This window comes from Sphingopyxis sp. Q841 (assembly GCF_052384365.1).
Classification (GTDB): domain Bacteria; phylum Pseudomonadota; class Alphaproteobacteria; order Sphingomonadales; family Sphingomonadaceae; genus Sphingopyxis; species Sphingopyxis terrae_A.
The window spans coordinates 1,899,153-1,921,845 of the sequence record NZ_JBQSUM010000001.1 but is presented as its reverse complement, the minus strand read 5'-3'; the positions used below and the strand labels follow the sequence as shown (position 1 = coordinate 1,921,845).

Genomic DNA, 22,693 nt, shown 5'->3' with positions numbered 1-22,693 from the left:
CATGACCATGGCCTCGATCTTCCTGCCGCGGTCGATCCGCATCGGCGGCGGCACGATCGCCGAGCTGCCGGCGGCGCTCGCCCAGTTCGGCCTCGCCGCTCCGGCGATCCTGACCGACCCCTTCCTGGCGCAAAACGGCACGCTCGAGCGGCTGCTCGCGATCCTTGACGACGCAGGGATTGCGTCGCGCGCCTATTGCGACGTCATCTCCGACCCCACGGTCGCATCGGTCGAGGCGGCGCACGGCTTTGTCGCCGAAGGCGCGCATGACTGTGTGATCGCGCTCGGCGGCGGCAGTCCCATCGATACAGCGAAGGCGGTGGCTGTGCTCGCCGTACGCGGCGGCACGATGCGCGCGCGCAAGGTGCCGCATCAGGAAGATGCCCCCGCCCTGCCCATCGTCGCGATCCCGACCACCGCCGGCACCGGATCCGAAGCGACCCGCGTGACGGTCATCACCGACGAGACCAATGACGAAAAGATGCTGTGCGCGGGCCTCGCCTATCTGCCGACCATCGCGATCGTCGACTATGAGCTCACCCTGACCAAGCCGCTGCGCCTCACCGCCGACACCGGGATCGACGCGCTGACGCACGCTATCGAGGCTTACGTGTCGCGGCTCGCCAATCCTTTCTCGGACGGCATGGCGCTCGCCGCGATGCGTGCGATCTGGCCCAATTTGCGTACCGCCTGCGCCGAACCCGGCAATCGCGCCGCGCGCGAGGCGATGATGGCGGGGTCGCTGCAGGCCGGAATCGCCTTTTCGAACGCCTCGGTCGCCTTGGTCCATGGCATGAGTCGCCCGATCGGCGCGCATTTCCATGTCGCGCACGGCCTGTCGAACGCGATGTTGCTCCCCGCCGTCACCGCCTGGTCGGCACCGGCGGCGCTGCCGCGCTATGCCGACTGCGCGCGCGCGATGGGGCTCGCGGCAGAGGGCGAAGGCGACCAGGCGGCCGTGGCGCGGCTGGTCGAAGCGCTACGAGACGTCAACCGCGACCTCGCGGTCCCCACCCCCAAAAGCTATGGCATCGACGAAGCGCGCTGGAGCGAATTGCTGCCCCTGATGGCCGAACAAGCGCTCGCATCGGGATCGCCGGGCAACAATCCCCGCATCCCCGACACCGCGACCATCGAGGCGCTGTACCGCGAAGCGTGGGCCTGACCGGCCCGCCGTTGAAATTCCGATGTCAGCGAAGAATGGAGCGGGCGAAGGGATTCGAACCCTCGACCCCAACCTTGGCAATATTCATCTCTTTTATAACTACTGACGTGATGGCGTGGACGGCCCCTGCACCCGCGTAGCTGTGCAATGATGCGGCCGTTGTAGGTCCACGCCTAGGAGTCGTCATATGAAGCAGGAGGTTGCCACCGTCGGATTAGATCTGGCGAAGAACGTTTTTCAGGTACATGCGATCGGTAGCGACGGCGCCGTCCTGGTGCGGCGGAAGTTGAGGCGCGCGGAGGTGATCGGCTTCTTCACCGACCTTCCAGGCTGCGTGGTCGGCATGGAAGCGTGCGCATCCGCGCACCATTGGGCTCGCGAGCTGATCGCATTCGGCGATGCGGTGTGAGGACCAAAAAAGTCGAGCGCCGGGATTTTAACCAAGCCATGGGAGAAGGGTTTGACTTCCAGCGGGCTGGCGAACTCTGGCTGCGCGGGCGACTTGTCGCTCGAGCCATCGCCGCCGAACAAGCGCTGGAAGAACCCCTTCATGCGGCCGCGTTCAAGGAATTCTGCAATTCTGCAATCGCCTCGACGACCGCATCAAAGGGCGGCGGCGCGCCGAAGATCATCGTGTTCATGGCGCGATAGTCCTGGCGCAAGGCATCCGTCATCCCTCCCTCCGGGCACAAGGCAAATGTCGGGGCCTGCGCGGCGGCGAGATCGAAGTCCGGGCGATTGAAGAACATGCGGGCATGGGCAACGCAGTCCTCGCCAAGCGCGCGGTTTGCAAGGGCGGCTTGGCCGATCTCCGATTGGACCAGGCGGAACAGGTCGTAATAGTGGCGAGAGATGCGCTGGCCGTCGCCCCGCAGCTGCCCTCGGATTTCGAACCATCGCCTCAGGCCATGAAGGATGACGACCTTGTCCCAGAAGGTTCGCTCGGCATCGACCACAGTCACGCCCGGTACGGCGAGGTCGAGGTCGACGGCGTCAGCGTTGACATAGGGCACAATAGTTCGGACCGAATTAGGATCGAGCGCCGACTTTGCGCCTGATTCGATCTTCACCGACTTGGCGATGTAGGCATCCTCGGGAGTGATGCTGGGATATACCAGGAGCAAGGTCTGGCCATCCCGGGCGTCGGCCTCGACCCGAATTGACTGCACTTCAAGGCCTGCGCGCGCGCAGGTTTCGGCGCAGATTTGCGCGAGGCGCGCCTTCATTAGTCCGTTGATATGGGTTTCGCAGGCGTCCTTGATTTCATCGAGCGCGGCTTCCCGCTTCTTGCGGCTCAGTGCAGCCAATCCCGCGATGGTCGCGGGCACGCCGAGATCATCGCGGAAGACCGTTACGTCGATGTCTTCGGAGAACCGCTCGATCAGCCCAAACCCCTTCGACAGGGAGGTTCCGCCCTTGAACAGCAGGCGGGGTCCGTCCTCGATTCCGTTGAACAACGCATCAAGGGTCCAGCAGACCCAGAAATCCTTTTCGACGTTTTGCGGGGTCGTGCCGAGGCGTTGCGCAGTCGCCGTATAGAGCCCCGTGCGGGTGGCCGTGTTAGCGCGCAGCACTTCATCGAAGGCGGAGTTCATGCGCTGGGCACTTCAGAGACGAGCGGACGGAGCAGGTCCTGCATCCAGGCCGGGAGCGTTGGCAGCCCCTCGGCAAGATCAGCGCGCAAAGCTGCGCCGTGGGTGGGGTTGCCGAGAAGGGCGGCAAGTCGCTCACGCCATTGTCTCGTGTCGTCGTCCGTCGACATTGTATCGCGCAGCCAGTGCAGCGCCTGGACGATCCTCATGGCCGGGCGTCCCGCCCAATAGAGTTTGCTTGCCGCGGTCGTTTTGAATTCGATGGTTAGGTTGCCGAGCTTGATCGACTTGGGCCGCGCTTCGCTGTGCACGACGATTTTCGCCGGTACGGCATTGGTAAAGCCGAGATCGTTGGCGGCCGTCATTCCGTCGACCAGGACACGGATCTGATCGCGCCGCGCGACGGCGTCGATGACCGCTCGCGGATCGGGAGCATTGTCCTGCCGGGTCAGGCTGTTGAACTGCGGTTTGTCATAGAGGCCGCGATCGATCCGGCGCAGCTCGCCCCATTTGACCAAACGCTGGAGGGTCTTGTCGACCGCATCGCGACCGGCAAGGTCGAGGAAGTCGGCCGGTGTCCAGACAGTGTTCGCCGTCGCTCGGCTTACACGATCGAGGATTTGCGCTTTCAGTCCGGTCGGGATTTTGTCCATGTCCGAAATAAGTAGCACAACTTCGGACATTATCAAAATCGCTATTGTCCGAAAAATGTAGACGGATTTCGGACGGGGTAGTGACGAAAACCGTCTCCCCCGGCCCAAGCAGATCAAACAGCTTATGGATGAAAGGGAACGTAAGGCTCGGCCTTCTCATTGAAAAACCGGGGCGCCATGTGTGGACGACCCCTGCGGCGCAAGAGCTTTTGTCTAATGATGAGCACCGGTCGGGTGCATCCATGTGTTCGGCCTGTTCGCGCAGCGCCGCATGGCTGCTGGCCCTGATGAAGTCCGCAGGTGCTGCGCAACAATCAAGGTGAGAACAGCGCGACAATCTGGATGAGAAAGGCGGCGGTGTGTCTGTCGAGACGAGGGGAGAAGCCCCGAGGAGCGACAGACACACCGCCGCGAGCGTCTTTTCTTCTGGAAGGGCGCTTTTGGTGATCGTGACCTGTCAGGTGGCGCCTCCTTCTGAAGGGGAGAAGCGGTGCCTGGGAGCCATATCAACGATCATCAGGTGAGATTATATATGAAGATGAGACAGACAGTGTCGCCGCGTTCAGCGGAGGCGTGCGCGGCGTTCAGCAAGGCGACGGCCTATCGGCTGGAGCAGGATGCGCAGTTACCGTCGCGGAAGAAGGCGCCGCGCGGTCGCCGTCGCCCCGATCCGCTGGCGGATATCTTCGACAGCGAGGTTGTGCCACTCCTGGAGAGTGAACAAGGTCAGGAGCGCTTTTCGCAGAAAACAAAAGCTTTGCCGCGCTTACGCTCTGCTTACAACCAGCGAAGCCGAAGGCTTTGTAAGCAACCAACTGCGTCGATGATTGGCCACAACATCTAGGTGTTTAATGAGAAAACTGGAGCGGGCGAAGGGATTCGAACCCTCGACCCCAACCTTGGCAAGGTTGTGCTCTACCCCTGAGCTACGCCCGCTCTGGCGGCTGGCGACCGGTGGGTGCCAGCGGGTGAGGCGGGCGATTAGCACCGGCTTTTGGAGTCGGCAAGCCCCCCTTTGTACTTTTCTTAGAGGGGCCGGGCGAAGGGTTGGCATCCGGCGTATAATTCCCACATAACGCGGCGAGGAGATTCTTTTCGCGTCGGCACGGGGCCATTGCAGCCCGCCACCATGGCGCGAAACAACCGGCAAGGAGCATGAGCGTGGCGACATTGGGGCTGAACCCACAGGAAAAGGAAGCCGTCGAAGCCTTCCGCCGCGACGTCGTCGAACCGTCGATGACGAAGCTCGTCATCCTCGATTTCTGGGCCGAATGGTGCGGGCCGTGCAAGCAGCTCGCCCCCGTGCTCGAAAAGGTCGCCGCCGATTACGCCGACAAGGGCGTGGTGCTGGCGAAGGTCGACGTCGATACGAACGGTTTCATCGCGAGCCAGTTTCAGGTCCAGTCGATCCCGACCGTTTATGCGATCTTCCAAGGCCAGCCGGTCGCCAATCTGACAAACGCGCGCAGCGAAAGCCAGCTCAAGTCGATGCTCGACCAGCTGCTCGCTCAATTGCCGGTCGAAAGCGACGCCGGAGCACGCGCGGTCGAGATCGCCCCGCTGCTCGAAATGGGCGAATCGGTTCTGGCCGAAGGCGACGGCCCGCGCGCGGTCGGCATTTTTTCGCAGGTCGCCGAAATGGCGCCCGACAGCGCCGCCGCGCACGGCGGGCTGATTCGCGCGCTGCTCGCCGCAGGCGATAGCGAAGGTGCGGCGCTGGCGCTGGCCGCCGTCCCCGCCGACATTGCGGGCGATCCCGCGATCGCGCAGGCGAAAAGCGCGCTCGAACTCGCCGCAGATGCGCCCGACGCCGGCGAACTCGCGGCGCTGGAAGCCGCGACCGCCGCCCATCCCGACGACCATCAGGCGCGCTTTGATCTTGCCGTGGCGCAAATCGGCGCGGGACAGCGCGATGCCGCCGCCGACAATCTGCTCCACATCGTCGCCGCCGACCGCGAATGGAACGACGGGGCAGCGCGCGCGAAGCTGCTGTCGCTGTTCGAAGCGGTGGGGCTGGAAGATCCGTGGGTCGCCGCCCAGCGCCGCCGCCTGTCACTGATCCTGTTCGGCTGATGTCGACCGACGCGCCCCTGACCATTCAGCGGATCGCGATTTTTCCGCTGCCCGGGGCGGTGCTGTTTCCGGGACTGCACCTGCCGCTCCACATTTTCGAGCCGCGCTACAAGGCGATGGTGCAGGAAGTGCTGGCGCGCGACCGCCAGATCGGGATGATCCAGCCGCGCCAGATCCCGGGCGAGGAGGATCGCGAGCCCCCCGCGCTTTACGATGTCGGCTGCGTCGGGCGCATCATCGACGTCGAGGCGCTCGCCGAGGGTCGGTTCAACATCGTCCTGGAAGGCGTCGCGCGCTTTCGCGTCCGCCGCGAGCTCGACGTCACGACACCCTTTCGCCAGGTTGAGGCCGAAATAGAGGCCGAGGTCGAGGATGAAGCAGCGCTGTCGAGCATCGAGCGCGCGAGCCTTGAGCGCGAGGCGAAACGCTTTGCCCAGCGGCAGGGCTATGTCGTCGACTGGGCTTCGGTCGGTCAGCTCGACGACGAAACACTGGTGAACGGCATCGCGCAGGTCGCACCGTTCGACGCTGCGGCCAAGCAGGCGCTGCTTGAAACCTCTCCGCTCGAAACGCGCGCCGAACTGGTGATCCAGTTGATGCAGTTTTTCGGCCGCTTCGACGGCGACGACGGACGCGCGACGCTGCAGTAGAGCGTTAGTGCGGCGAGCGCCAGCGACGCGCAAAGGCACGATCGATCCGCGCCCGCGGACCCGGCGTCACCTCTGCCGCGGTGTGCGCCGTGCCTTGATCCTGTCCGACATCTTATGTCCCCTGTTCCCCGCGGCAAAATGGCCGCGCAGGATCAGGCTATGCCGCAATGGTTAGCGCGGTCGCACGGGACGCCCAAGCAGGACTAGCTATATTTCGGTGCCAGCGAGCAGCCGCGGCAGATCGCCCGCTTCGCCGCGCGCTTCGTCCATGAAGAAGCGCTTGAGCGCCGGCATGCGCTGCACCGCGCCGAGCCCGGTACGGCGGACGAGGGAGGCGGTGCGCCCCGGAATGCCGAACAGCCGCGTCAGTCCGTCGGTCGCGAGGCTGACCATCAGATTGTCGAGCCCGCGCCAGCGCTGATAGCGCGCGAGCAGCGCCGCATCGCCAAGATCGAGTCCGATCCGCGCGCCGTCGACGAGGACCTCGGCCAGCGCCGCGGCATCGCGCAGCCCCAGGTTGAGACCCTGCCCCGCGATCGGATGGATGCCGTGCGCAGCGTCGCCGACCAGGACGATGCGGTCGCCGACGATCTGCGCGCTGTGATGGAAGCCGAGCGGATAGGTCATGCGCGGCGCGACGAGCTCCATCGTGCCGAGAATGTCGCCCGCGCGCTTGCCGAGTTCGGCAAGAAAGCCCCGGTCGCCAAGCTTGGCGAACCCCGGCCCGTCCTGTTCGGATACGGTCCACACGAAGGCCGAGCGATGCCGCCCCTCGGCATCATCGACAAGCGGAAGCAGCGCGAAGGGTCCCGAGGGGAAAAAGATTTCGTGCGCGATCTGATCATGCGGACGCGAATGCGCCACCGCGCCGATCATCGCGTGATGATGATAGGACCAGTTGGCGATCGTGAAGCCCGCCGCATCGCGGGTCGGCGAACGGCGCCCTTCGGCGACGATGAGCAGTGGCGCCGCGAGCCGCGTGCCGTCGGCGAGGGTCAGCGTGACGCCATGCGCGTCGATATCGCGCGCGACCACCTTCGCCGGCATGAACAGGCGCACCAGCGGCGCCTCGGCAAGCGCCGCCGCGAGCGCGAGGCGAAGCTGGCGGTTTTCGACCATCGTTCCGAGCGCGGGGGCGTCCGCATCGGCGACGAAATCGAGCTCGCCCGCCTGTCCCCCGTCGCTGACCTTGATCGCGCGGATCGGGCAGCCGTGGGGTGCGAGCCGGTCGGCAAGGCCGAGCACGCCGAACATCTGCCATACCGCGCTGGCGATCGCCGAGGCGCGGCCATCGAAGCCTGGCGCGATCGTCGCAACCGGATCGGCGGGGTCGACGATCTGCGACGACAGACCATGATGGGAAAGCGCGATCGCCAGAGCCTGGCCGACAAGTCCGCCGCCGGAGATCAGGACATCGCTGCGCAATATTTCGCTCATGCCGCCGCTCTACTCCGGCCCGGCGCGCTTGGGAAGCGGGCAGGCGCACCCGGATCGCCGGCGCGCCGGGCGCCGCTTGACGACGAGTCCGCCCCATGCGCATATCGCCGTGGTTAATCGATCGAGGACCGCATTCCGCATGGCAAGCCGCAAGGCCGCATCGGCGAAGGCCGACTGGCGCACCGTTTTCAGACAAAGCATCGCGCGATCGCTGGTGATTGCCGCGGCACTGGCGCTCGCCGCCTTCACGCTGTTTTTCGCGCTCGCCCTGCTCACATACGACAGCACCGACGCAGCGCTCAACACCGCTGCGGGCGGCAGCGCCGCCAACTGGATGGGCCATGCGGGGGCCTGGTTCGCCGACCTTGGCCTGTCGGTCGGCGGCGCGCCGGTCGCGCTGCTCGTCCCGCTGTTCGGCATCATGGCCTGGCGGCTGTGGGCGGCCGAGCCGCAGCCCTATTGGCTGCGTCAGCTCGCCTATTGCTTTGCCGGCATCCTGCTCGTCGGCATGGGCGCCGAGCTTTGGTCGCCGGCGTCGGGATCACCGATGCCCGCGGGTTGGGGCGGCCTGCTCGCTCTGCTCGCGGGGAGCGCGGTCACCCCGCTGTTTGCGCTGGCAGGCGACCCCGCCGCGGCGCTGATCCGCTTCGGCACGATCCTGCTCCTCATCCTTGTCGGCCTCTGGCTCGCGATGCGCTCGCTGCGGCTTGAAAAGGGCTGGCTCGGGCGGCTCACACTGCCGGCGGCCGAAGGAAGCCGGGTCGTCGAACCGGCGCGCGCGGCCCCGGCCGATGCGCCGCGCCCCGCCAATCTGGTCGAGCGCGTGATCCGGCCGCGCCCGCGCGCCGAACCGAGCGATCGCGCCCCGCCCGAGATTGCCGACCCGGCGCAGCGCTCGGCGCCATCGAAGCCGCGCGCCAAGCCGCAGACCGAGCTGTTCACCAATTACCGGCTTCCCTCGATCGACCTGCTTTCCCCGGCCCCCGACACGCCGGCGGGACAGATCGACAAGGCGGCGCTCGAACGCAATGCGCGCTTGCTCGAATCGGTGCTCGAGGATTTCCAGGTCAAGGGCGTGATCACTGCGGTCCGCCCCGGTCCGGTCGTCACCATGTACGAGCTTGAGCCCGCGCCCGGAACCAAGGCGAGCCGCGTGTCGAACCTCGCGGACGACATCGCGCGCAACATGTCGGCGCTGTCGGCGCGCATCGCGCCGATTCCGGGGCGCACCGTCATCGGCATCGAATTGCCCAACGCGCACCGCGAGGCCGTCGTGCTGCACGAGATCATCGGCAGCGGGCTGTTTCAGGAACATAGCGGCGCCCTGCCCATCATCCTCGGCAAGAATATCAGCGGCGACGCGGTGATCGCCGATCTTGCGCCCATGCCGCACCTGCTGATCGCCGGCACCACCGGGTCGGGTAAATCGGTCGGCCTCAATGCGATGATCCTGTCGCTGCTCTATCGCCTCGGTCCCGATCAGGTGAAGATGATCATGATCGATCCCAAGATGCTGGAACTCAGCGTCTATGACGACATCCCGCACCTGCTTGCCCCGGTGGTGACCGAACCCAAGAAGGCGGTGCGCGCGCTCAAATGGGCGGTCGAGCAGATGGAGGATCGCTACCGGATGATGTCGTCGCTCTCGGTGCGCAACCTCGCGTCCTACAATGACAAGGTGCGCGGCGCGCTCGCCAAGGGCAAGTCGCTCGGGCGGCGTGTCCAGACCGGCTATGATCCCGAGACCGGCCAGCCGGTCTATGAGGAAGAAACGCTTGATTATCAGCCCCTGCCGCAGATCGTCGTCGTCGTCGACGAGCTGGCCGACCTGATGATGACCGCGGGCAAGGAAGTCGAATTCCTCATCCAGCGCCTCGCGCAAAAGGCGCGCGCGGCGGGCATCCATCTGATCCTTGCGACGCAGCGTCCGTCGGTCGACGTCATCACCGGCGTCATCAAGGCGAACCTGCCGACCCGCATCAGCTTCAACGTTACGTCGAAAATCGACAGCCGCACCATTTTGGGCGAGGCCGGCGCCGAACAACTGCTGGGCAAGGGCGACATGCTTTACGTTCCCGGCGGCAAGCAGATCACGCGCATCCACGGCCCCTTCGTTTCCGACGACGAAGTCCGCGCGGTCGCCGACCATTGGCGCGGCCAGGGACGCCCCGACTATGTCGAGAGCGTCACAGAAGATCCCGAGGACGGCGGTTTCGCCATGGAAGGCGCGCCTGCGGGCGGCGACAGTGCCGAGGACCGCATGTATGCCAAGGCCTGCCAGATCGTGGTCGAAAGCCAGAAGGCATCGACCAGCTGGCTGCAACGCCAGCTGCGCATCGGCTATAATAGCGCGGCGCGGCTGATCGAGCGGATGGAGGACGAAGGGCTGGTCAGCCCGCCGAACCATGTCGGCCGCCGCGACGTGCTGACCGACCAATATGGGCAGCCGCGATAGGGAACCTTTCGCCACGCCAACGACTTGAACAGCGGCTAAAGGCCGGGTTCAGGGCGGGTTCAATGCCGCCCTGCAACAAGCCGGTATCGACCGAAACAAAGAGAGCCCGATGACCCTGACGATCGACCGCCATTTCCTGACCCGCGCCGCCGCGCTGACGCTCGCGCCCGCCGCCGCCCTCGGCCTGACGCTGACCGCGCCCGCCATCGCGCAATCGGCGAGCGCGCTCGCCGCGGTGCAATCGCACCTCAAGTCGACCAGTTCGATGACCGCCGACTTCGTGCAGACCGATCGCAACGGTCAGCGGCTGAGCGGACAGCTGACGCTGAAGCGTCCGGGCAAGATCCGCTTCCAGTATCAGAAGGGCGTCCCGCTGCTGATCGTCGGCGACGGCAGCCGCCTGACGATGATCGATTATGAGGTCAAGCAGGTCCAGAGCTGGCCGGTGAAAAATTCGCCGCTCGGCGCGCTGCTCGATCCCGATCGCGATCTCGCCAAATATGCGAAGGTCGTTCCGACCGGAAACAGCGATGTGCTGAGCGTCGAGGTCAAGGATCCCAAGCGCCCCGAATATGGGACGATCACCATGGTGTTCATCCGCGATGCGGGGGCGCCGGGCGGATTGCGGCTGCGCGGCTGGGTGGCGCTCGATTCGCAGAACAACCGGACGCGGATCGATCTGTCGAACCAGCGTTTCAACGTGCCGGTCGCCGATTCGGCCTTCCGCTGGACCGATCCCCGCCCCAAACAGCGCGGCCGCGTCTGACGCCAGCACGACTTTTATGAACAGGGCGCCGTCTCCCCAATGGGATTCGGCGCCCTTTTTCCGCCCAACCGACGTTCGGCATCGACGAACTGCAAATGTCGCCGACAGCCGCCGATTTTCGTTCAGCTTGGGGACAGGGAAGAGGGGCTATTTCAACTCTCGAAGGCGCCGACACGGCCTCCGGATTTTGGGTTTCCCCCTGTTGCCCCAACCGGATTGCCAGGTGTCTTCATTCAAGAGCGTGACGAACGCTGACCTTGAACCCCCGTTCCACCGCCCCTGGAACGGGGGTTTATGTTTATGCGCGGCGTGTCCGGCGCGTCGCTGCAGGCGGCACCAGCCCGCAACGATTGCAGTGAAGGCTTCGCACCGATAGAGCCGGACCCCATGACCCAAACGAGCATTGCTTCCTGGAACATCAACAGCGTGCGTGCGCGCATTGGCATCGTCGAGAAATTCCTGCGCGAAGAGGCGCCTGACGTCCTCTGCCTTCAGGAAACGAAGGTCGAATGCGGACTGTTTCCGAAGCAGATGTTTGAGGATCTGGGCTATCGTCACATCGTCACCAACGGCCAGCGGATGCACCATGGGGTCGCGATCGTCAGCAAGCTGCCGCTCACCGATGTGCGCAAATATGATTGGCAGGCCAATGGCGAGGCACGCCATGTCGGCGTGACGCTGCCGTCGGGCGTGCGACTGGACAATGTCTATATCCCCGCCGGCGGCGATATCCCCGACCGCGCGCTAAGCCCCAAATTCGGTCAGAAGCTCGACTTTCTGGAGCGCATGACCGAATGGGCGGGCGCGCTCGCCGATACGCCCACAGTGCTGACCGGCGACTTCAACGTCGCGCCGCTCGAAAGCGACGTATGGAACCATAAAGCGCTGCTCGACGTCGTCAGTCATACGCCGGTTGAGGTCGATACGCTCGCCCGCCTGCAGGCCGCGGCTGGCTGGATCGATCTCGGCCGCCAGTTCGTGGCGCCGCCGACGCCGCTCTACACCTGGTGGAGTTACCGCGCGAAGGACTGGGAAGCGTCGAACCGCGGTCGGCGGCTCGACCATATGTGGGTTACCCCCGACATCCGGAACGCGGCGCAGAGCCACCGCGTCGTCCAGCCGGCGCGGAGCTGGGAACGCCCGTCCGACCATATCCCCCTCGTCACGGAGTTCGCATTTTGAGCGACGCGGCGGGTAGCGACCGCGGCGCCCGCCGCGCCGCGCGCGCAATCGACGCGCTGCGCCGCGGGTGGCCCTTTCGGATCGAAGGCGCCGACGGGGCTCTTGATCTGCTCGCCGTCGAAAGCGCGCGCGATGCGGCGCTGGCCGAATTCGGCAGCGCCGACCTGCTGATCTCGGGCGAGCGCGCGGTCACGCTGAAGCTTACCAACCAGCGCGCCGCCGCAACGCCGGGGCCCGTGCGGCTCGCGGATGGCGCCGCGAGCATCGCCGCGGCGCTGGCGATCGCCGACCCGGCGCTCGACCTTGCCAATCCGCTCAAAGGACCGTTTCGCACGATCGCAAACGGCGGCGAGGCGGCGGCGGCGACTGCGATGACAATGGCGCGCCACGCGGGCCTGCTCCCCGCCTTTTTCGTGCACGCGGCCGGAGGTGAAGCCGAAACCGTCTGTTCCGCCGCCGACGTCTCCGCCCTGCTCGACCCGGCGCGGCTCGAAATCGCGGCGCGCGCGCGCCTGCCTGTCGCGGCGAGCGAAACCGCCGAGATCGTCGCTTTTCGCAGCCCCGAGGAAGCGTCGGACCATGTCGCGCTGATTATCGGCAAGCGCGACGGCAATCCGCCCGTGGTGCGTCTGCACAGCGAATGCCTGACCGGCGACGTGCTCGGCAGTCTCAAATGCGATTGCGGACCGCAGCTGCATGCGGCGCTGCACGCGATGGCCGACGCGCCATGGGGGGTGTTGCTCTATCTGCGCCAGGAAGGCCGCGGCATCGGCCTCGTCAATAAGCTGCGCGCCTATGCGCTGCAGGATCAGGGCTATGATACAGTCGACGCCAATCTGCGGCTGGGTTTCCCCGTCGAGGCGCGCGATTTTGCGATCGCCGGCCAGATGCTCGCGCTGCTCAACATCCCGCGCATCCGCCTGATGACCAACAATCCCGAAAAGGTCGCGCGACTGGAAAAGGAGGGCGTCGACGTCGTTGAACGCATCCCGCTCGCGCTGCCGACGAACAAATATAATGCGCAATATCTCGCGACGAAGCGCGACCGCACGGGGCATCAATTGTAGAGCCTCGCCATTGCGAGCGCAGCGAAGCAGTCCAAAGCGGCTTACGCCTGCTCTGGATTGCAGCGTCGCTTCGCTCCTCGCAATGACGATATGTGTTGGCGCTTAGTGCACAAACCGCGCGACCACGTCGCGGTAGCTGCGGCTGACCTTCACCTGCGCGCCCGAGCCGAGCACGAGGAAACACTCGCCGTTGGTGTGCGGCTTGACCTGCTTCACCTGGCTGAGGTTGACGATGGTCGAGCGATGCACGCGCTGGAAATTGCGCGGGTCGAGCCGCTTTTCGAGATCCTTCATCGTTTCGCGCAGGATCAGCGAATTGTCGGCGGTGTAGATGCACATATAGTCGCCGGCAGCGTCGATGCGTTCGATGCTGTCGACATCGACGCGGAAAATCTGCCCGCGATCCTTGATGTTGATCATCTTTTCGTAGCGGTCAGCGGCAGGCGCATCGGCCGCCGTTTCGGCATCATATTCCTCGACCGCGTCGGGCGCGACTTCGGCAAGCACCGTCTTCAGCCGCTCAACCTCGGCCGCGCCACGCTTTTCAGTGAGGCGCTGGCGCACGCGGTCGAGCGCATCGGCGAGCCGCTCGGGTTCGACGGGCTTCACCAGATAATCGACCGCCTGCGCCTCGAAGGCGCGGATCGCATGATCCGAATAGGCGGTGACGAAGACGACGAGCGGCGGCTCGACTTCCATCAGCCCCTGGATCACCGAAAAACCGTCGAATCCGGGCATCTGGATATCGAGGAAGACGAGGTCGGGCTTGTGCGTCTTGATCTTGCGAATGGCCTCGCGGCCGTTCTGCGCGGTGTCCACGACTTCGACATCGCTATGCGCTTCAAGCCGCAGTTGCAGGCCCTGGGTCGCCAATTTCTCGTCATCCACCAGGATGGTTCTGATCGTCATGTGCGTTCGGTTCCAATCGTCGCTTGTCCATCGGGCTGAAACGGAATCTCGATAATCACTGTGAATCCGCCATCGGTGCCCGATTGCACCTCGAACCGTTGCTGGTCGCCATAGGCCTGGGCCAGCCGGTCCCTGATGTTGGCTAAACCCACACCGGTCGATTCCGTTGCAATCCCGGTGGTGGGGTCGACGCCATCGGCTGACAATCCCGTGCCGGTGTCGGACACGGTAATCCGAACATTTTGACCGGCAAGCTGAGCCGTCAGGGTAATGTCGGCTCCTTCTTCCTGCGGTGTCACCGCATATTTGATCGCATTTTCGATCAGCGGCTGGAGCAGCAACGAAGGCAGGCGGGCGCGCTGCGCCGCCGGATCAATCTGGAAATGCGGCCGCAGCCGGTCCTCGAAACGCATCTTCTCGATGTCGAGGTAGAGCTTCAGCGTCTCGACCTCCTGCGCCAGCGTCACCTGCGCGGTCGGTTCGTTGGCGAGCGTGTAGCGCAGAAAGGCCGACAGGCGCGACAGCATCGCATTGGCGGGCTCGGTCTGTTTCAGAAGGACAAGGGTCGAGATGCTGTTGAGCGTGTTGAAAAGGAAGTGCGGGTTGAGCTGGTAGCGCAGCATCGCGAGCTGCGCCGACGCGGCCTGCGCCTCGAGCCGCAGCACGCGGTCATTCTGTTCCTCGAGCTGCAGGAAATAGTTGATCGCGAAATAGAGCGCCGACCAGGCGGCGAGCGTCGTCGCGTCGATATAGATCGATACCAGCAGCAGGCCAGTAAAGCTCGTCTCGCTGTCGGGCTTCAATATCTGGAACAGCCAGGCGTCGATGAAGGCCCAGACCGCGGTGGCGAAGGCCAGGAGGCCGAAGCTTGCCCCCCACATCAGGATCGTGCGGCGGTTGATCAGCGCGCGATAGCAAACCGAAAGCAGCAGTGTCAGCGAAAAGCCCGTAACCGCGGAAACGACGACGAGGACAAGGAAATCGAAGGATTGGCCGCCCGCCAGCCCCGACACGACGCGCAGCCCGAACCAGCCGAGCCAGCCGAGGATCTGGAGATTCCAGAAGGCGCGGATCTTGTTCCCGAAAAACGGCCCGGGCGAGGAAAAGCCGAACAACGGAATCGGGGAAGTCTGGCTTGCCATGTCAGCCGCCGAAATCAGGGGACGAGCGCGTCGTCCGCAAAGTGGGGATCATTCGGCCGCGACCGGTGCCATCCGCACGCGCGCCTGGCCGAGCGGCTGGAGTTCCGAACGATGTTTCCAGACAAGCTCGCCATATTCCAGCGGCCGGCCATCGTGCGCGGTGATCGTCACCGGGCCGATCGGCTGTTCGTCATGCGAATCGACGAGCACCGGGGTCGAGGGGACCCCCGCCCCCCATTTTTCACCCCACTGGCGCAGCGCGATCATCGCGGGCAGCAGTTCGACGCCCTTCTGGGTAAGCTGATACAGAACCTTGCGACGATCCTCGGCCATCACTTCGCGCGCCATAATGCCATGATCGACCAGCTTCGACAGCCGGTTCGACAGGATGTTGCGCGCGATATTGAGCTCCTGCTGGAACTCTTCGAAATGATGGACACCGTTGAAGGCGGCGCGAAGGATCATGAAGGACCATCGTTCGCCCATCGCCTCGAGCGCGAGCGGCAGGGCGCAATTGCCCCCATCAAGATCGTTCAGTTTTTCGCGTAATTTTCCCATAGGCCATGCCCTAACGTAAAATCGCCGCCGTGCCAAAAAAATATAGGGCCTCGGTTGCATTTCGCAACGGACGCACCAGATCGCGAAGCGCAATCTTCCGGTTGTCAAAAAAAGGAGGCTCCCATGTTCCATTTCCGGCTTTCCCCCGGCACCCCGATGCTCGCCCTGGCGGGCGCGCTGTCGATCGGCGCCGCGGTGCTCCCCGCTGTTCCTGCCGCCGCCGCTGGCGGCCCTTTCTATCGCGCCGAACTGGCCGACGCGGCGAAGACCGCGCGCTTCGTCGCCCGCGATGTCGTCTGGGTCTGTGAGGGCACGACCTGCACGGCAGGCCGCGGCACCAGCCGTCCGCTGATGATGTGCGCCGCACTCGCCAAGAAGGCCGGCCGGGTTACGAGCTTCACCGTCGATGGCAAGCCGCTCGAGGACGCCGACCTCGCGCGCTGCAACGGCGAAGGCTGACCCTCCGCCCGCAAGAAGGGCCGCGCCGGCTCTCCCCCCTGCACCGCGCGGCCCTTTTCTTGCGCTGGCGAAGCCTCGTGGCTTCGCTGCTCCACCGATACAAATATATTGCAATTGGCCTCGCATGAACGACATTGGATGCGATGCTGAGGCAGTATGAACTTGTCGAGCGCGTGCGCGCTTATGATCCCGACGTCGACGAGGCGCTGCTGAACCGCGCCTATGTCTTCACCGTACAGAAGCACGGGAGCCAGAAGCGCGCGTCGGGCGACCCTTATTTCAGCCATCCGGTCGAGGTCGCGGGCATTCTGACCGACCTGCATCTCGACAGCGAGACGATCGTCACCGCGCTGCTCCACGACACGCTGGAAGACACGCTGACCACGCCCGAAGAGATCGAGCGGCTGTTCGGCGCCGACGTCGGGCGACTGGTCGATGGCGTCACCAAGCTCAGCAAGATCGAGGCGCAGACCGAGAATGAGCGCGCCGCCGAAAATCTGCGCAAATTCCTCCTCGCCATGTCCGACGATATCCGCGTGCTGCTCGTCAAGCTCGCCGACCGGCTGCACAATATGCGCACGCTGCATTTCATCAAGAATCCGGACAAAAGGCGCCGCATCGCCAAGGAGACGATGGACATCTATGCCCCGCTCGCCGAGCGGATCGGCATGTATGAATATATGCGCGAAATGCAGCTTCTGGCCTTTCGCGAGCTCGAGCCCGAGGCCTATGCGACGATCACCGGCCGGCTCGCCAAACTGACCGCGGGCGGCAAGGACAAGGTCGCCGGGATCAGCCGCGAGTTCAAGGAACTGCTCGCGAAAAGCGGGATCGAGGCGGACGTGTCGGGGCGCGAAAAGCATCCCTATTCGATATGGCGCAAGATGCAGGAACGCCACGTCAGCTTCGAACAGGTCACCGACATCATCGCCTTTCGCGTCATCACGCGCAGCGATGCCGACTGCTATGCCGCGCTTGGCGTCTTTCACCGCAAGTGGAAAATGGTTCCCGGCCGCTTCAAGGATTATATCTCGACCCCCAAGCGCAACGGCTACAAATCGCTGCACACGACGATCATGCACAATGAAAATATGCGGATCGAAATCCAGATCCGCAGCGAAGCGATGCACCAGCAGTCCGAATTCGGCTTTGCCGCGCACTGGGCCTACAAGCAGGGCGGCGGCTCACCCGACGGACAGGCGGGGTGGATTCGCGACCTGCTCGAAATCCTGGACCAGACGCACGATCCCGACGAACTGCTCGAGAATACGCGCATTGCGATGTATCAGGACCGCATCTTCGCCTTCACGCCGAAGGGCAGCCTGTTCCAGCTTCCCAAGGGCGCGACGCCGGTTGATTTTGCTTATGCCATCCACACCGGGCTCGGCGACCGCACCGTCGGTGCCAAGGTCAACGGCCGGCTCGTGCCGCTGCGCACCCAGCTCGTCAACGGCGATACCGTCGAGATATTGTCGTCGGAAAAGCAGACGCCGCAGCCCGCGTGGCTGGGCTTTGCGGTGACGGGCAAGGCGCGCGCCGCGATCCGCCGCCACGTCCGGTCGAAGGAAAAGGTCGAACTCGCCGCCCTTGGCCGCAAGATGTACGACGAGATCGCCCGCCGCCTGCCCAACAAGGTCGGCGACAAGGCGCGCGCCGCCGCGCGCGAGCGGCTGAAGCTAGAGGATGACAGCGCGCTCTATGTCGCGATCGCACGGCGGCGATTGTCCGACGACCAGATTCTCGAAGCGCTCGTCCCCGGCATCACCGCCGAGATGAAATCGAAGCCGGGCAAGCTGCGCCAGGGCGCTGCGGTGTCGATCGAGGGGCTGACCCCCGGCGTCGCCTACAAGCTTGCCGACTGCTGCCACCCCGTTCCCGGCGACCGCATCGTGGGCCTCGCACGGCCCGGCGAGGGGATCGAGGTTCATGTGATCGATTGCCCCAGCCTGGCCGACGGAATCGACGCCGACTGGATCGACCTGAGGTGGCAGGAGGACAGCGAGGGCGGCAATGCCCGGCTGTGCGTCGTAATCCTCAACGAAACCGGCACGCTCGCCGAAATGTCGGGCATCCTCGCCGCCAATTCGGCGAATATCACCAATCTGCGGCTGTCGAACCGGGAGGGCGATTTCCACACCTATGACGTCGTCGTCGAGGTGCGCGACGTTCAGCATGTCATGCGTATCCTGTCCGCCCTTCGCGCATCGGACAGCGTCGTGCAGGCCGAGCGGCTCTAGCGAAACGTCAGTTCGGGTATGCCAGGGGCGGTCGCCATGCCGCCTGATCGACGGTGTCGCTGACCTTGTAGACCAGCCCCTTGCTGTTCAGGAACAGCTTCTCCATTTCGGGCCGGGTGAAGGGGCGCGAACCGACGCGGCCGAACACCGCCATCTGCCCCCCCGTTTCGTCGACCGCCCGGTCGCGGTCGAGCCCCTTCGACAGCGCGAGCGCCGGCGAAGGAGTTTTGGCCCAGGCGATCAGTTCGGGCGTCGGCGCGGGCGAGAAGCCATAGAGGCCGGGATTGTCCGGACTGGTAAGCTGAAGCACCTTGATGCCGTTCCGTCCGTCGGCGACATAGGCGAAGAGCGACGCGTTGGTCGATGCGACGATTACATCCTCGGCATCGTTGAGCGCCCCCCCGAAGGTCATCGCGGGCCAGGCGGCCGGCGCCATCGGCCGCGTGACGTCGACGATCACCAGACCATCCTGCTTGGCCGCGACATACATGAAGGTGCGCGCGAGATAGATCTTGCGCGCGTTGGCGAGCCGCACCGTTCCCGCCGGAACCGGTTCCGGCCGGTCCATATGCGTGATGTCGAACAGCTTCACGCCCTCCGCGTCAGTGACCCACAGGTACCGGAACTGCACGGCACTCGCGCGCGCATCGGTCATCGGCAGCTGCGCCGTCACCTTCGGTTCGAGCGGCGTCGACAGGTCGAGCACGACGAGCCCGGCATCGGTGGTGACATAGGCATAGTCGCCCGCAAGCGTCACGTGGCGGGCCCCGGCAAGCACATTGTCTGGATTCCACGTCAGCGCGCGGCTCAGCTTGTTATTGCGGAATTCGCCGTCCGCCATCGTGTCAATGTCGACCAGAATCAGGCCTTCGACGCTGTCGGTGATGACGGCATAGCGGTAGAGCGGGTGCAGTGCCTGTTCGTGATTTTCGGGGAAATCCTTACGGATATGCTCGTTGCGGGCCATGCTGATCGGCTGGTTCGTGCCGATCGCCATGCAGGTCGCGTTCGTCGTTTTGACATGCGTATCGTGCCCGAGCGGCGAAAAAGGCGCGCGGGTGATGCGTTCGGAGAAGCCCTTGTTGCCGATCGATGCGACGTCATAGACGCGAAAGCCGCCCCTGCCTTCGGCGACATACATATATTCGCCGCGCAGTTGCAGGCAGTTGACCCGGCCGCTCGTCCCCTGGACGATATTCGCGAATTCCTCGAGCGCATGGCTTTCGCCCGACCCTTTCTTGTCGAAGGTCTTGCCGCGCACCCAATTTTTAAGCTCGCGATGGTTCTGATCGACGTGCAGGCGCCAATAGTCGGGATAGGCATATTTCTGGAGATAGCTGCCGATCACCGCCTGCGGTTCGTCCCATTCGGTGACGCGGGTCGCCTGGAAGCCGTCCTCCAGCCCCGACCAGACATTGAGCCCGACGAAATTGACAAAATTGGTCCCCATCAGGAGCAGCTGCGACATGATCGCATTATTGTCATCCGCCTGCGACAGATGGCAGTCGGTGCACTGCTTCGTTTCCTGACGCCGGACCGTATGCGGGAAATGCGGCGCGAAGGCCTGGCTCGAGAAGCCCGCAGCAGAGATCGGCGGTTGCTGGATATAGATGCGTTCGCGGTTGAGGTTCGTCGAGGACAAGACCAGCGCCGATGTCGACCGGATCGGCGCGATGATCCCGCGCGGATTGCCGTCGGCGTCGGGCTCGCCGGGCTTGGTCAGCATGTGCCGGCCGAGCTGGAACATTTCGTCGCGCGCGACCTGCGGGTTGTAGGTTGCGAAGTTGCGCGTCTCCTCGCCTTCGAAATGGTGCATGCTGGTCTTCCAGTTCGCCTCGATCGGCAAATGGCAACCCCCGCAGCTCGTCGTCCACGACAGGTGGCAGGTGAAGCAGGCCATCTTGTCGTCGCCGTGCGCGCGATCTTCCCTTGCCACGCCCGGCCCCCACGCAAAGCTGCCATCGTCGGCGCCGCTGCGCGACATCAGTTTGGCGCGCGCCGCCTTCGCGTTGAAATGCGGTCCCGGAGTCACCGCCTGCTTGACGAGGCTGACCTGCCACTGGAGTTTCGGATCGACGATCGACCGCTGGATCAGCCCGGTGATTTCGCCATTGTCGTCATACTGGAATTCGAACCGGCGCCGGCCGTCCGAATTGCGGAGCAGCGCAAGATTGGTTCCCTGCGGCCGTGCCGCGACGTTCGAGGTGAGCAGATTGGGATAGGCGTCGGCGGTGCCATGGCAATCCTTGCACCCGATCTCGACCGCGTTCGCGACCTCGCCCTGGATATAGCCATTGCCGTGCGCATCCTGCGCGAAGTGACAGTCGGCGCACTGCATCCCCTTTTCGGCGTGAATGTCCATCATATGGACCGCCTTGCCGGGGTTGATGCCGGGCGGCACGAATTTGCCCTCGACACCGGGTTTGGCGGGATCGGCGCTGGCGAGGCACAGGTCGCGCTGCGCCGGGTCGCTGTAGCTGGCGCAGCTCTTGCGCCATTTTTCGGGATCTTTGGGATCGACGATATGCGCCTTGTCGGTGCCATAGGTCGACATATTGCCGTCGGCGTCGAGCAGATTGCCGCTGCGGTCGCGTTTGAAGATGCCGCGGAAGTTCCAGCCATGGCCGTGATAGTCGGCGAACTGGGTGTCCTTGTTACTGTCGTTCACGTCATAGACGTCGCGCAGAAACTCGACGTCGGCCCAAAGGCCGCGCGGGCTCGCGCCTTCGGGATTGCGTTCGAGAACCTTGTGGACTTCGGCGGCGGTCGGATAGCGTTGTTGCTTGTATTTCTTCTGATATTCCTCGTCGCTCATCCCCGGCGGCCGCGGCGCGGTGTTGTCGGGGCCGGGCCATAGCTGCGGCGCATCCGATTCATAATCCCACATCGTGTAGCCGAGGTAGGAGTTCAGGAAGATATTGGGCTGGTGCATGTGGCAATTCATGCACTGCGCCGTCGGGATCGCGCGGGTGAAGGTGTGGGTGATCGGATGCCCCGATTCGCGCCGTTCCTTCGCGGGAACCGCCTGCGGTCCGGCTTTCGCGGCTTCGGGATCGATCAGCGCGCCATGGCCGTCGGGCGACGGCGCATGCTTCGCCGCATCGCCAAGTGCGTCGCCAGCGCTCCCACCATGTCCGCCGTCATGTCCGCCGCCGTGCCCATCATCATCGGGTTTCCTTTTCTTCTCCGCGATCGTCGGATCGATCGTCGCGCTTTCGCCATCGCGGCCATATTGCGCATAGGTCAGACTGTGCCGCGGTTCGCGGTCGTTGGCATAGATGACATGGCAGCCGGCGCAGCCCGACTGGCGATAATCGCCCGGCTGGTCGTTGGTGCCCATGAACCACATGAAAGGATCGTTGAGGCGCGTCTTGTGGATGTTGAGCACCGGAATCGCGACACGCAGCCCGGTGCCGGGGCCGCGGTTCGACTGTTTGAGGTCGGGGCGTCCGGGTTCCTCGAGCCGCTGGATGCTGCCGGTCGGGTTCGGCAGGCCGATTTCGGCGAACTGGGTGTTGATGTTGCGGCCACCGCGTTCGAAGACGCGGAAGACGTCGCCGGGCGGGATCACGCTCCAGCGCGGCAGCGGGTACATTTTGGCAAGCGCGCCGCGTTTCTTTTCGGCGTCGGTCAAAATCTTGTCGAAGCCGAACTCCGGCTTGCACGCCTCGGCATATTCCTCTTTCGTCAGCCGCGACGAGGGCGACAGGATGCAGGCGGCCTTGCCGTCGCGCGTATAGGCCTCGCCGAAGATGTAATTCTTGTAGGGAACGATGCCGTTGTTGTACGCGGCCCCACCCCACAGCATCGCGCCGGTCGACATCAGCGACCGCTCGGTCGCCTCGATGATCTCGAGATGGCACGACCCGCAAGCCTCGCGCGCCACGCGGTAGTCGCTCGGGTTGACGAAGCGGATATATTCGGGCGCCTCCTTGTTGAGCAGCGTGTAGCTGCGTTTCGGGTTCGCCGATGTGCCGCCCCACGCGCCGGGCAGCGTCGGCTGGGGGTGCGCAAGCTTCATCGCCGCCAGATTATAGGGATTGTCGTAGCCAAGTTCGGGGCGCCCGAACGCCGCGGGCGATTGCGAATCGCCGCCGTGGCAGTCGGTACAGCCGAGCCGCACCGCAGGCGTCGCGTGCATCGACGGCCGGTCGGTCTGGGTATGGCAGCTGTAACAGCCCTTCGACTTTGCCTCGACGTCGGCCTCGCTCTGTTCGCGCGGTGCGGGCGGGGTGAAGCGATAGGTGACGGCGACCGGCTTTTCGCCTTCCGACGCGCGCGCGCCCTGCATACCGGCGGTCATCGCCATCAACAGGAAGATCAGGAGGGCGAGGAGCCTGCGCATCAT

General features: G+C 64.6%; 16 protein-coding genes, 1 tRNA gene and 2 pseudogenes. 11 read left to right on the top strand and 8 right to left on the bottom strand.

Annotated elements, in window-relative coordinates:
- The first annotated feature begins 1 nt into the window (after nucleotide 1).
- Complete coding sequence (locus ACT17R_RS09565) at nucleotides 2-1,165, top strand: iron-containing alcohol dehydrogenase (protein ID WP_444809339.1); 1,164 nt, start codon at nucleotides 2-4, stop codon at nucleotides 1,163-1,165.
- A 187-nt stretch (nucleotides 1,166-1,352) separates the two neighbouring features.
- A pseudogene (locus ACT17R_RS09560) lies at nucleotides 1,353-1,571 on the top strand (IS110 family transposase); the annotation flags it as partial.
- Nucleotides 1,572-1,713: 142 nt separating this feature from the next.
- Here ACT17R_RS09560 and ACT17R_RS09555 read toward each other — a convergent pair.
- Nucleotides 1,714-2,760 carry a nucleotidyl transferase AbiEii/AbiGii toxin family protein gene (locus ACT17R_RS09555; RefSeq protein WP_444809338.1) on the bottom strand — a complete coding sequence of 349 codons (1,047 nt, stop codon included), beginning with the start codon at nucleotides 2,758-2,760 and terminating at the stop codon, nucleotides 1,714-1,716.
- On the bottom strand, nucleotides 2,757-3,410 hold the full coding sequence (locus ACT17R_RS09550) for a DUF6088 family protein (protein ID WP_444809337.1): 654 nt from the start codon (nucleotides 3,408-3,410) through the stop codon (nucleotides 2,757-2,759). Before ACT17R_RS09550 ends, ACT17R_RS09555 begins: the two co-directional genes overlap by 4 nt.
- Before the next feature lie 490 nt (nucleotides 3,411-3,900).
- Between ACT17R_RS09550 and ACT17R_RS09545 the strand changes: the two are divergent.
- Nucleotides 3,901-4,137 (top strand): annotated as a pseudogene (locus ACT17R_RS09545) (IS21 family transposase); the annotation flags it as partial.
- Between the two features lie 134 nt (nucleotides 4,138-4,271).
- Here the strand turns inward: ACT17R_RS09545 and ACT17R_RS09540 are convergent.
- Nucleotides 4,272-4,346 (bottom strand) — tRNA-Gly (locus tag ACT17R_RS09540).
- A 225-nt stretch (nucleotides 4,347-4,571) separates the two neighbouring features.
- Here ACT17R_RS09540 and ACT17R_RS09535 point away from each other — a divergent pair.
- Together ACT17R_RS09535 and ACT17R_RS09530 are read left to right on the top strand one after the other, a co-directional pair.
- Nucleotides 4,572-5,483 (top strand): tetratricopeptide repeat protein, encoded by a 912-nt coding sequence (locus ACT17R_RS09535; RefSeq protein ID WP_234179305.1) that lies wholly within the window; start codon nucleotides 4,572-4,574, stop codon nucleotides 5,481-5,483.
- Nucleotides 5,483-6,133 (top strand): LON peptidase substrate-binding domain-containing protein, encoded by a 651-nt coding sequence (locus tag ACT17R_RS09530; protein ID WP_186401323.1) that lies wholly within the window; start codon nucleotides 5,483-5,485, stop codon nucleotides 6,131-6,133. Before ACT17R_RS09535 ends, ACT17R_RS09530 begins: the two co-directional genes overlap by 1 nt.
- 207 nt (nucleotides 6,134-6,340) lie before the next feature.
- On the opposite strand, the gene ACT17R_RS09525 is transcribed toward ACT17R_RS09530, so the two are convergent.
- Nucleotides 6,341-7,570: an FAD-dependent monooxygenase gene (locus tag ACT17R_RS09525; protein ID WP_444809336.1), complete on the bottom strand. Its 1,230-nt coding sequence runs from the start codon at nucleotides 7,568-7,570 to the stop codon at nucleotides 6,341-6,343.
- A 139-nt stretch (nucleotides 7,571-7,709) separates the two neighbouring features.
- Between ACT17R_RS09525 and ACT17R_RS09520 the strand changes: the two genes are divergently transcribed.
- From ACT17R_RS09520 to ribA, 4 genes are all read left to right on the top strand, one after another.
- Nucleotides 7,710-10,025 carry a DNA translocase FtsK 4TM domain-containing protein gene (locus ACT17R_RS09520; protein ID WP_444809335.1) on the top strand — a complete coding sequence of 772 codons (2,316 nt, stop codon included), beginning with the start codon at nucleotides 7,710-7,712 and terminating at the stop codon, nucleotides 10,023-10,025.
- Between the two features lie 109 nt (nucleotides 10,026-10,134).
- The gene (locus ACT17R_RS09515; protein ID WP_234179308.1) at nucleotides 10,135-10,791 is read left to right on the top strand and encodes a LolA family protein; all 657 of its coding nucleotides are present in this window, start codon (nucleotides 10,135-10,137) and stop codon (nucleotides 10,789-10,791) included.
- A 387-nt stretch (nucleotides 10,792-11,178) separates the two neighbouring features.
- Nucleotides 11,179-11,973 (top strand): exodeoxyribonuclease III, encoded by a 795-nt coding sequence (locus tag ACT17R_RS09510; protein WP_444809334.1) that lies wholly within the window; start codon nucleotides 11,179-11,181, stop codon nucleotides 11,971-11,973.
- On the top strand, nucleotides 11,970-13,040 hold the full coding sequence (gene ribA / locus ACT17R_RS09505; protein WP_444809333.1) for a GTP cyclohydrolase II: 1,071 nt from the start codon (nucleotides 11,970-11,972) through the stop codon (nucleotides 13,038-13,040). The genes ACT17R_RS09510 and ribA overlap by 4 nt, the downstream gene beginning before the upstream one ends.
- Before the next feature lie 102 nt (nucleotides 13,041-13,142).
- Here ribA and ACT17R_RS09500 read toward each other — a convergent pair whose 3' ends face one another.
- Genes ACT17R_RS09500 through ACT17R_RS09490 form a run of 3 tightly spaced genes read right to left on the bottom strand, consistent with a single transcriptional unit; the run spans nucleotide 13,143 to nucleotide 15,649 of the window.
- Nucleotides 13,143-13,949 (bottom strand): LytR/AlgR family response regulator transcription factor, encoded by an 807-nt coding sequence (locus ACT17R_RS09500; RefSeq protein ID WP_186401327.1) that lies wholly within the window; start codon nucleotides 13,947-13,949, stop codon nucleotides 13,143-13,145.
- The gene (locus ACT17R_RS09495; RefSeq protein WP_062901215.1) at nucleotides 13,946-15,091 is read right to left on the bottom strand and encodes a sensor histidine kinase; all 1,146 of its coding nucleotides are present in this window, start codon (nucleotides 15,089-15,091) and stop codon (nucleotides 13,946-13,948) included. Before ACT17R_RS09495 ends, ACT17R_RS09500 begins: the two co-directional genes overlap by 4 nt.
- Nucleotides 15,092-15,139: 48 nt before the next feature.
- A complete protein-coding gene (locus ACT17R_RS09490; protein WP_003046553.1) occupies nucleotides 15,140-15,649 on the bottom strand; it encodes a winged helix-turn-helix transcriptional regulator in 510 nt (169 codons plus the stop codon).
- Between the two features lie 123 nt (nucleotides 15,650-15,772).
- Between ACT17R_RS09490 and ACT17R_RS09485 the strand changes: the two genes are divergently transcribed.
- Together ACT17R_RS09485 and ACT17R_RS09480 are read left to right on the top strand one after the other, a co-directional pair.
- Nucleotides 15,773-16,108 carry a CC_3452 family protein gene (locus tag ACT17R_RS09485; RefSeq protein ID WP_062901216.1) on the top strand — a complete coding sequence of 112 codons (336 nt, stop codon included), beginning with the start codon at nucleotides 15,773-15,775 and terminating at the stop codon, nucleotides 16,106-16,108.
- Nucleotides 16,109-16,251: 143 nt separating this feature from the next.
- A complete protein-coding gene (locus ACT17R_RS09480) occupies nucleotides 16,252-18,345 on the top strand; it encodes a RelA/SpoT family protein (RefSeq protein WP_444809332.1) in 2,094 nt (697 codons plus the stop codon).
- 7 nt (nucleotides 18,346-18,352) lie between these two features.
- Here ACT17R_RS09480 and ACT17R_RS09475 read toward each other — a convergent pair whose 3' ends face one another.
- Entirely contained in the window at nucleotides 18,353-22,693 is a 4,341-nt protein-coding gene (locus ACT17R_RS09475; protein ID WP_444809331.1) for a hypothetical protein, read from the bottom strand.

Coding starts and splice junctions, on each gene's coding strand:
- ACT17R_RS09525 (WP_444809336.1), bottom strand. CDS start 7,570: ATGAGCGAAATATTGCGCAGCGATGTCCTGATCTCCGGCGGCGGACTT.
- ACT17R_RS09480 (WP_444809332.1), top strand. CDS start 16,252: ATGCTGAGGCAGTATGAACTTGTCGAGCGCGTGCGCGCTTATGATCCC.
- ACT17R_RS09490 (WP_003046553.1), bottom strand. CDS start 15,649: ATGGGAAAATTACGCGAAAAACTGAACGATCTTGATGGGGGCAATTGC.
- ACT17R_RS09550 (WP_444809337.1), bottom strand. CDS start 3,410: ATGGACAAAATCCCGACCGGACTGAAAGCGCAAATCCTCGATCGTGTA.
- ACT17R_RS09565 (WP_444809339.1), top strand. CDS start 2: ATGACCATGGCCTCGATCTTCCTGCCGCGGTCGATCCGCATCGGCGGC.
- ACT17R_RS09475 (WP_444809331.1), bottom strand. CDS start 22,693: ATGATGCGCAGGCTCCTCGCCCTCCTGATCTTCCTGTTGATGGCGATG.
- ACT17R_RS09555 (WP_444809338.1), bottom strand. CDS start 2,760: ATGAACTCCGCCTTCGATGAAGTGCTGCGCGCTAACACGGCCACCCGC.
- ACT17R_RS09495 (WP_062901215.1), bottom strand. CDS start 15,091: ATGGCAAGCCAGACTTCCCCGATTCCGTTGTTCGGCTTTTCCTCGCCC.
- ACT17R_RS09500 (WP_186401327.1), bottom strand. CDS start 13,949: ATGACGATCAGAACCATCCTGGTGGATGACGAGAAATTGGCGACCCAG.
- ACT17R_RS09510 (WP_444809334.1), top strand. CDS start 11,179: ATGACCCAAACGAGCATTGCTTCCTGGAACATCAACAGCGTGCGTGCG.
- ACT17R_RS09485 (WP_062901216.1), top strand. CDS start 15,773: ATGTTCCATTTCCGGCTTTCCCCCGGCACCCCGATGCTCGCCCTGGCG.
- ACT17R_RS09530 (WP_186401323.1), top strand. CDS start 5,483: ATGTCGACCGACGCGCCCCTGACCATTCAGCGGATCGCGATTTTTCCG.
- ACT17R_RS09515 (WP_234179308.1), top strand. CDS start 10,135: ATGACCCTGACGATCGACCGCCATTTCCTGACCCGCGCCGCCGCGCTG.
- ACT17R_RS09520 (WP_444809335.1), top strand. CDS start 7,710: ATGGCAAGCCGCAAGGCCGCATCGGCGAAGGCCGACTGGCGCACCGTT.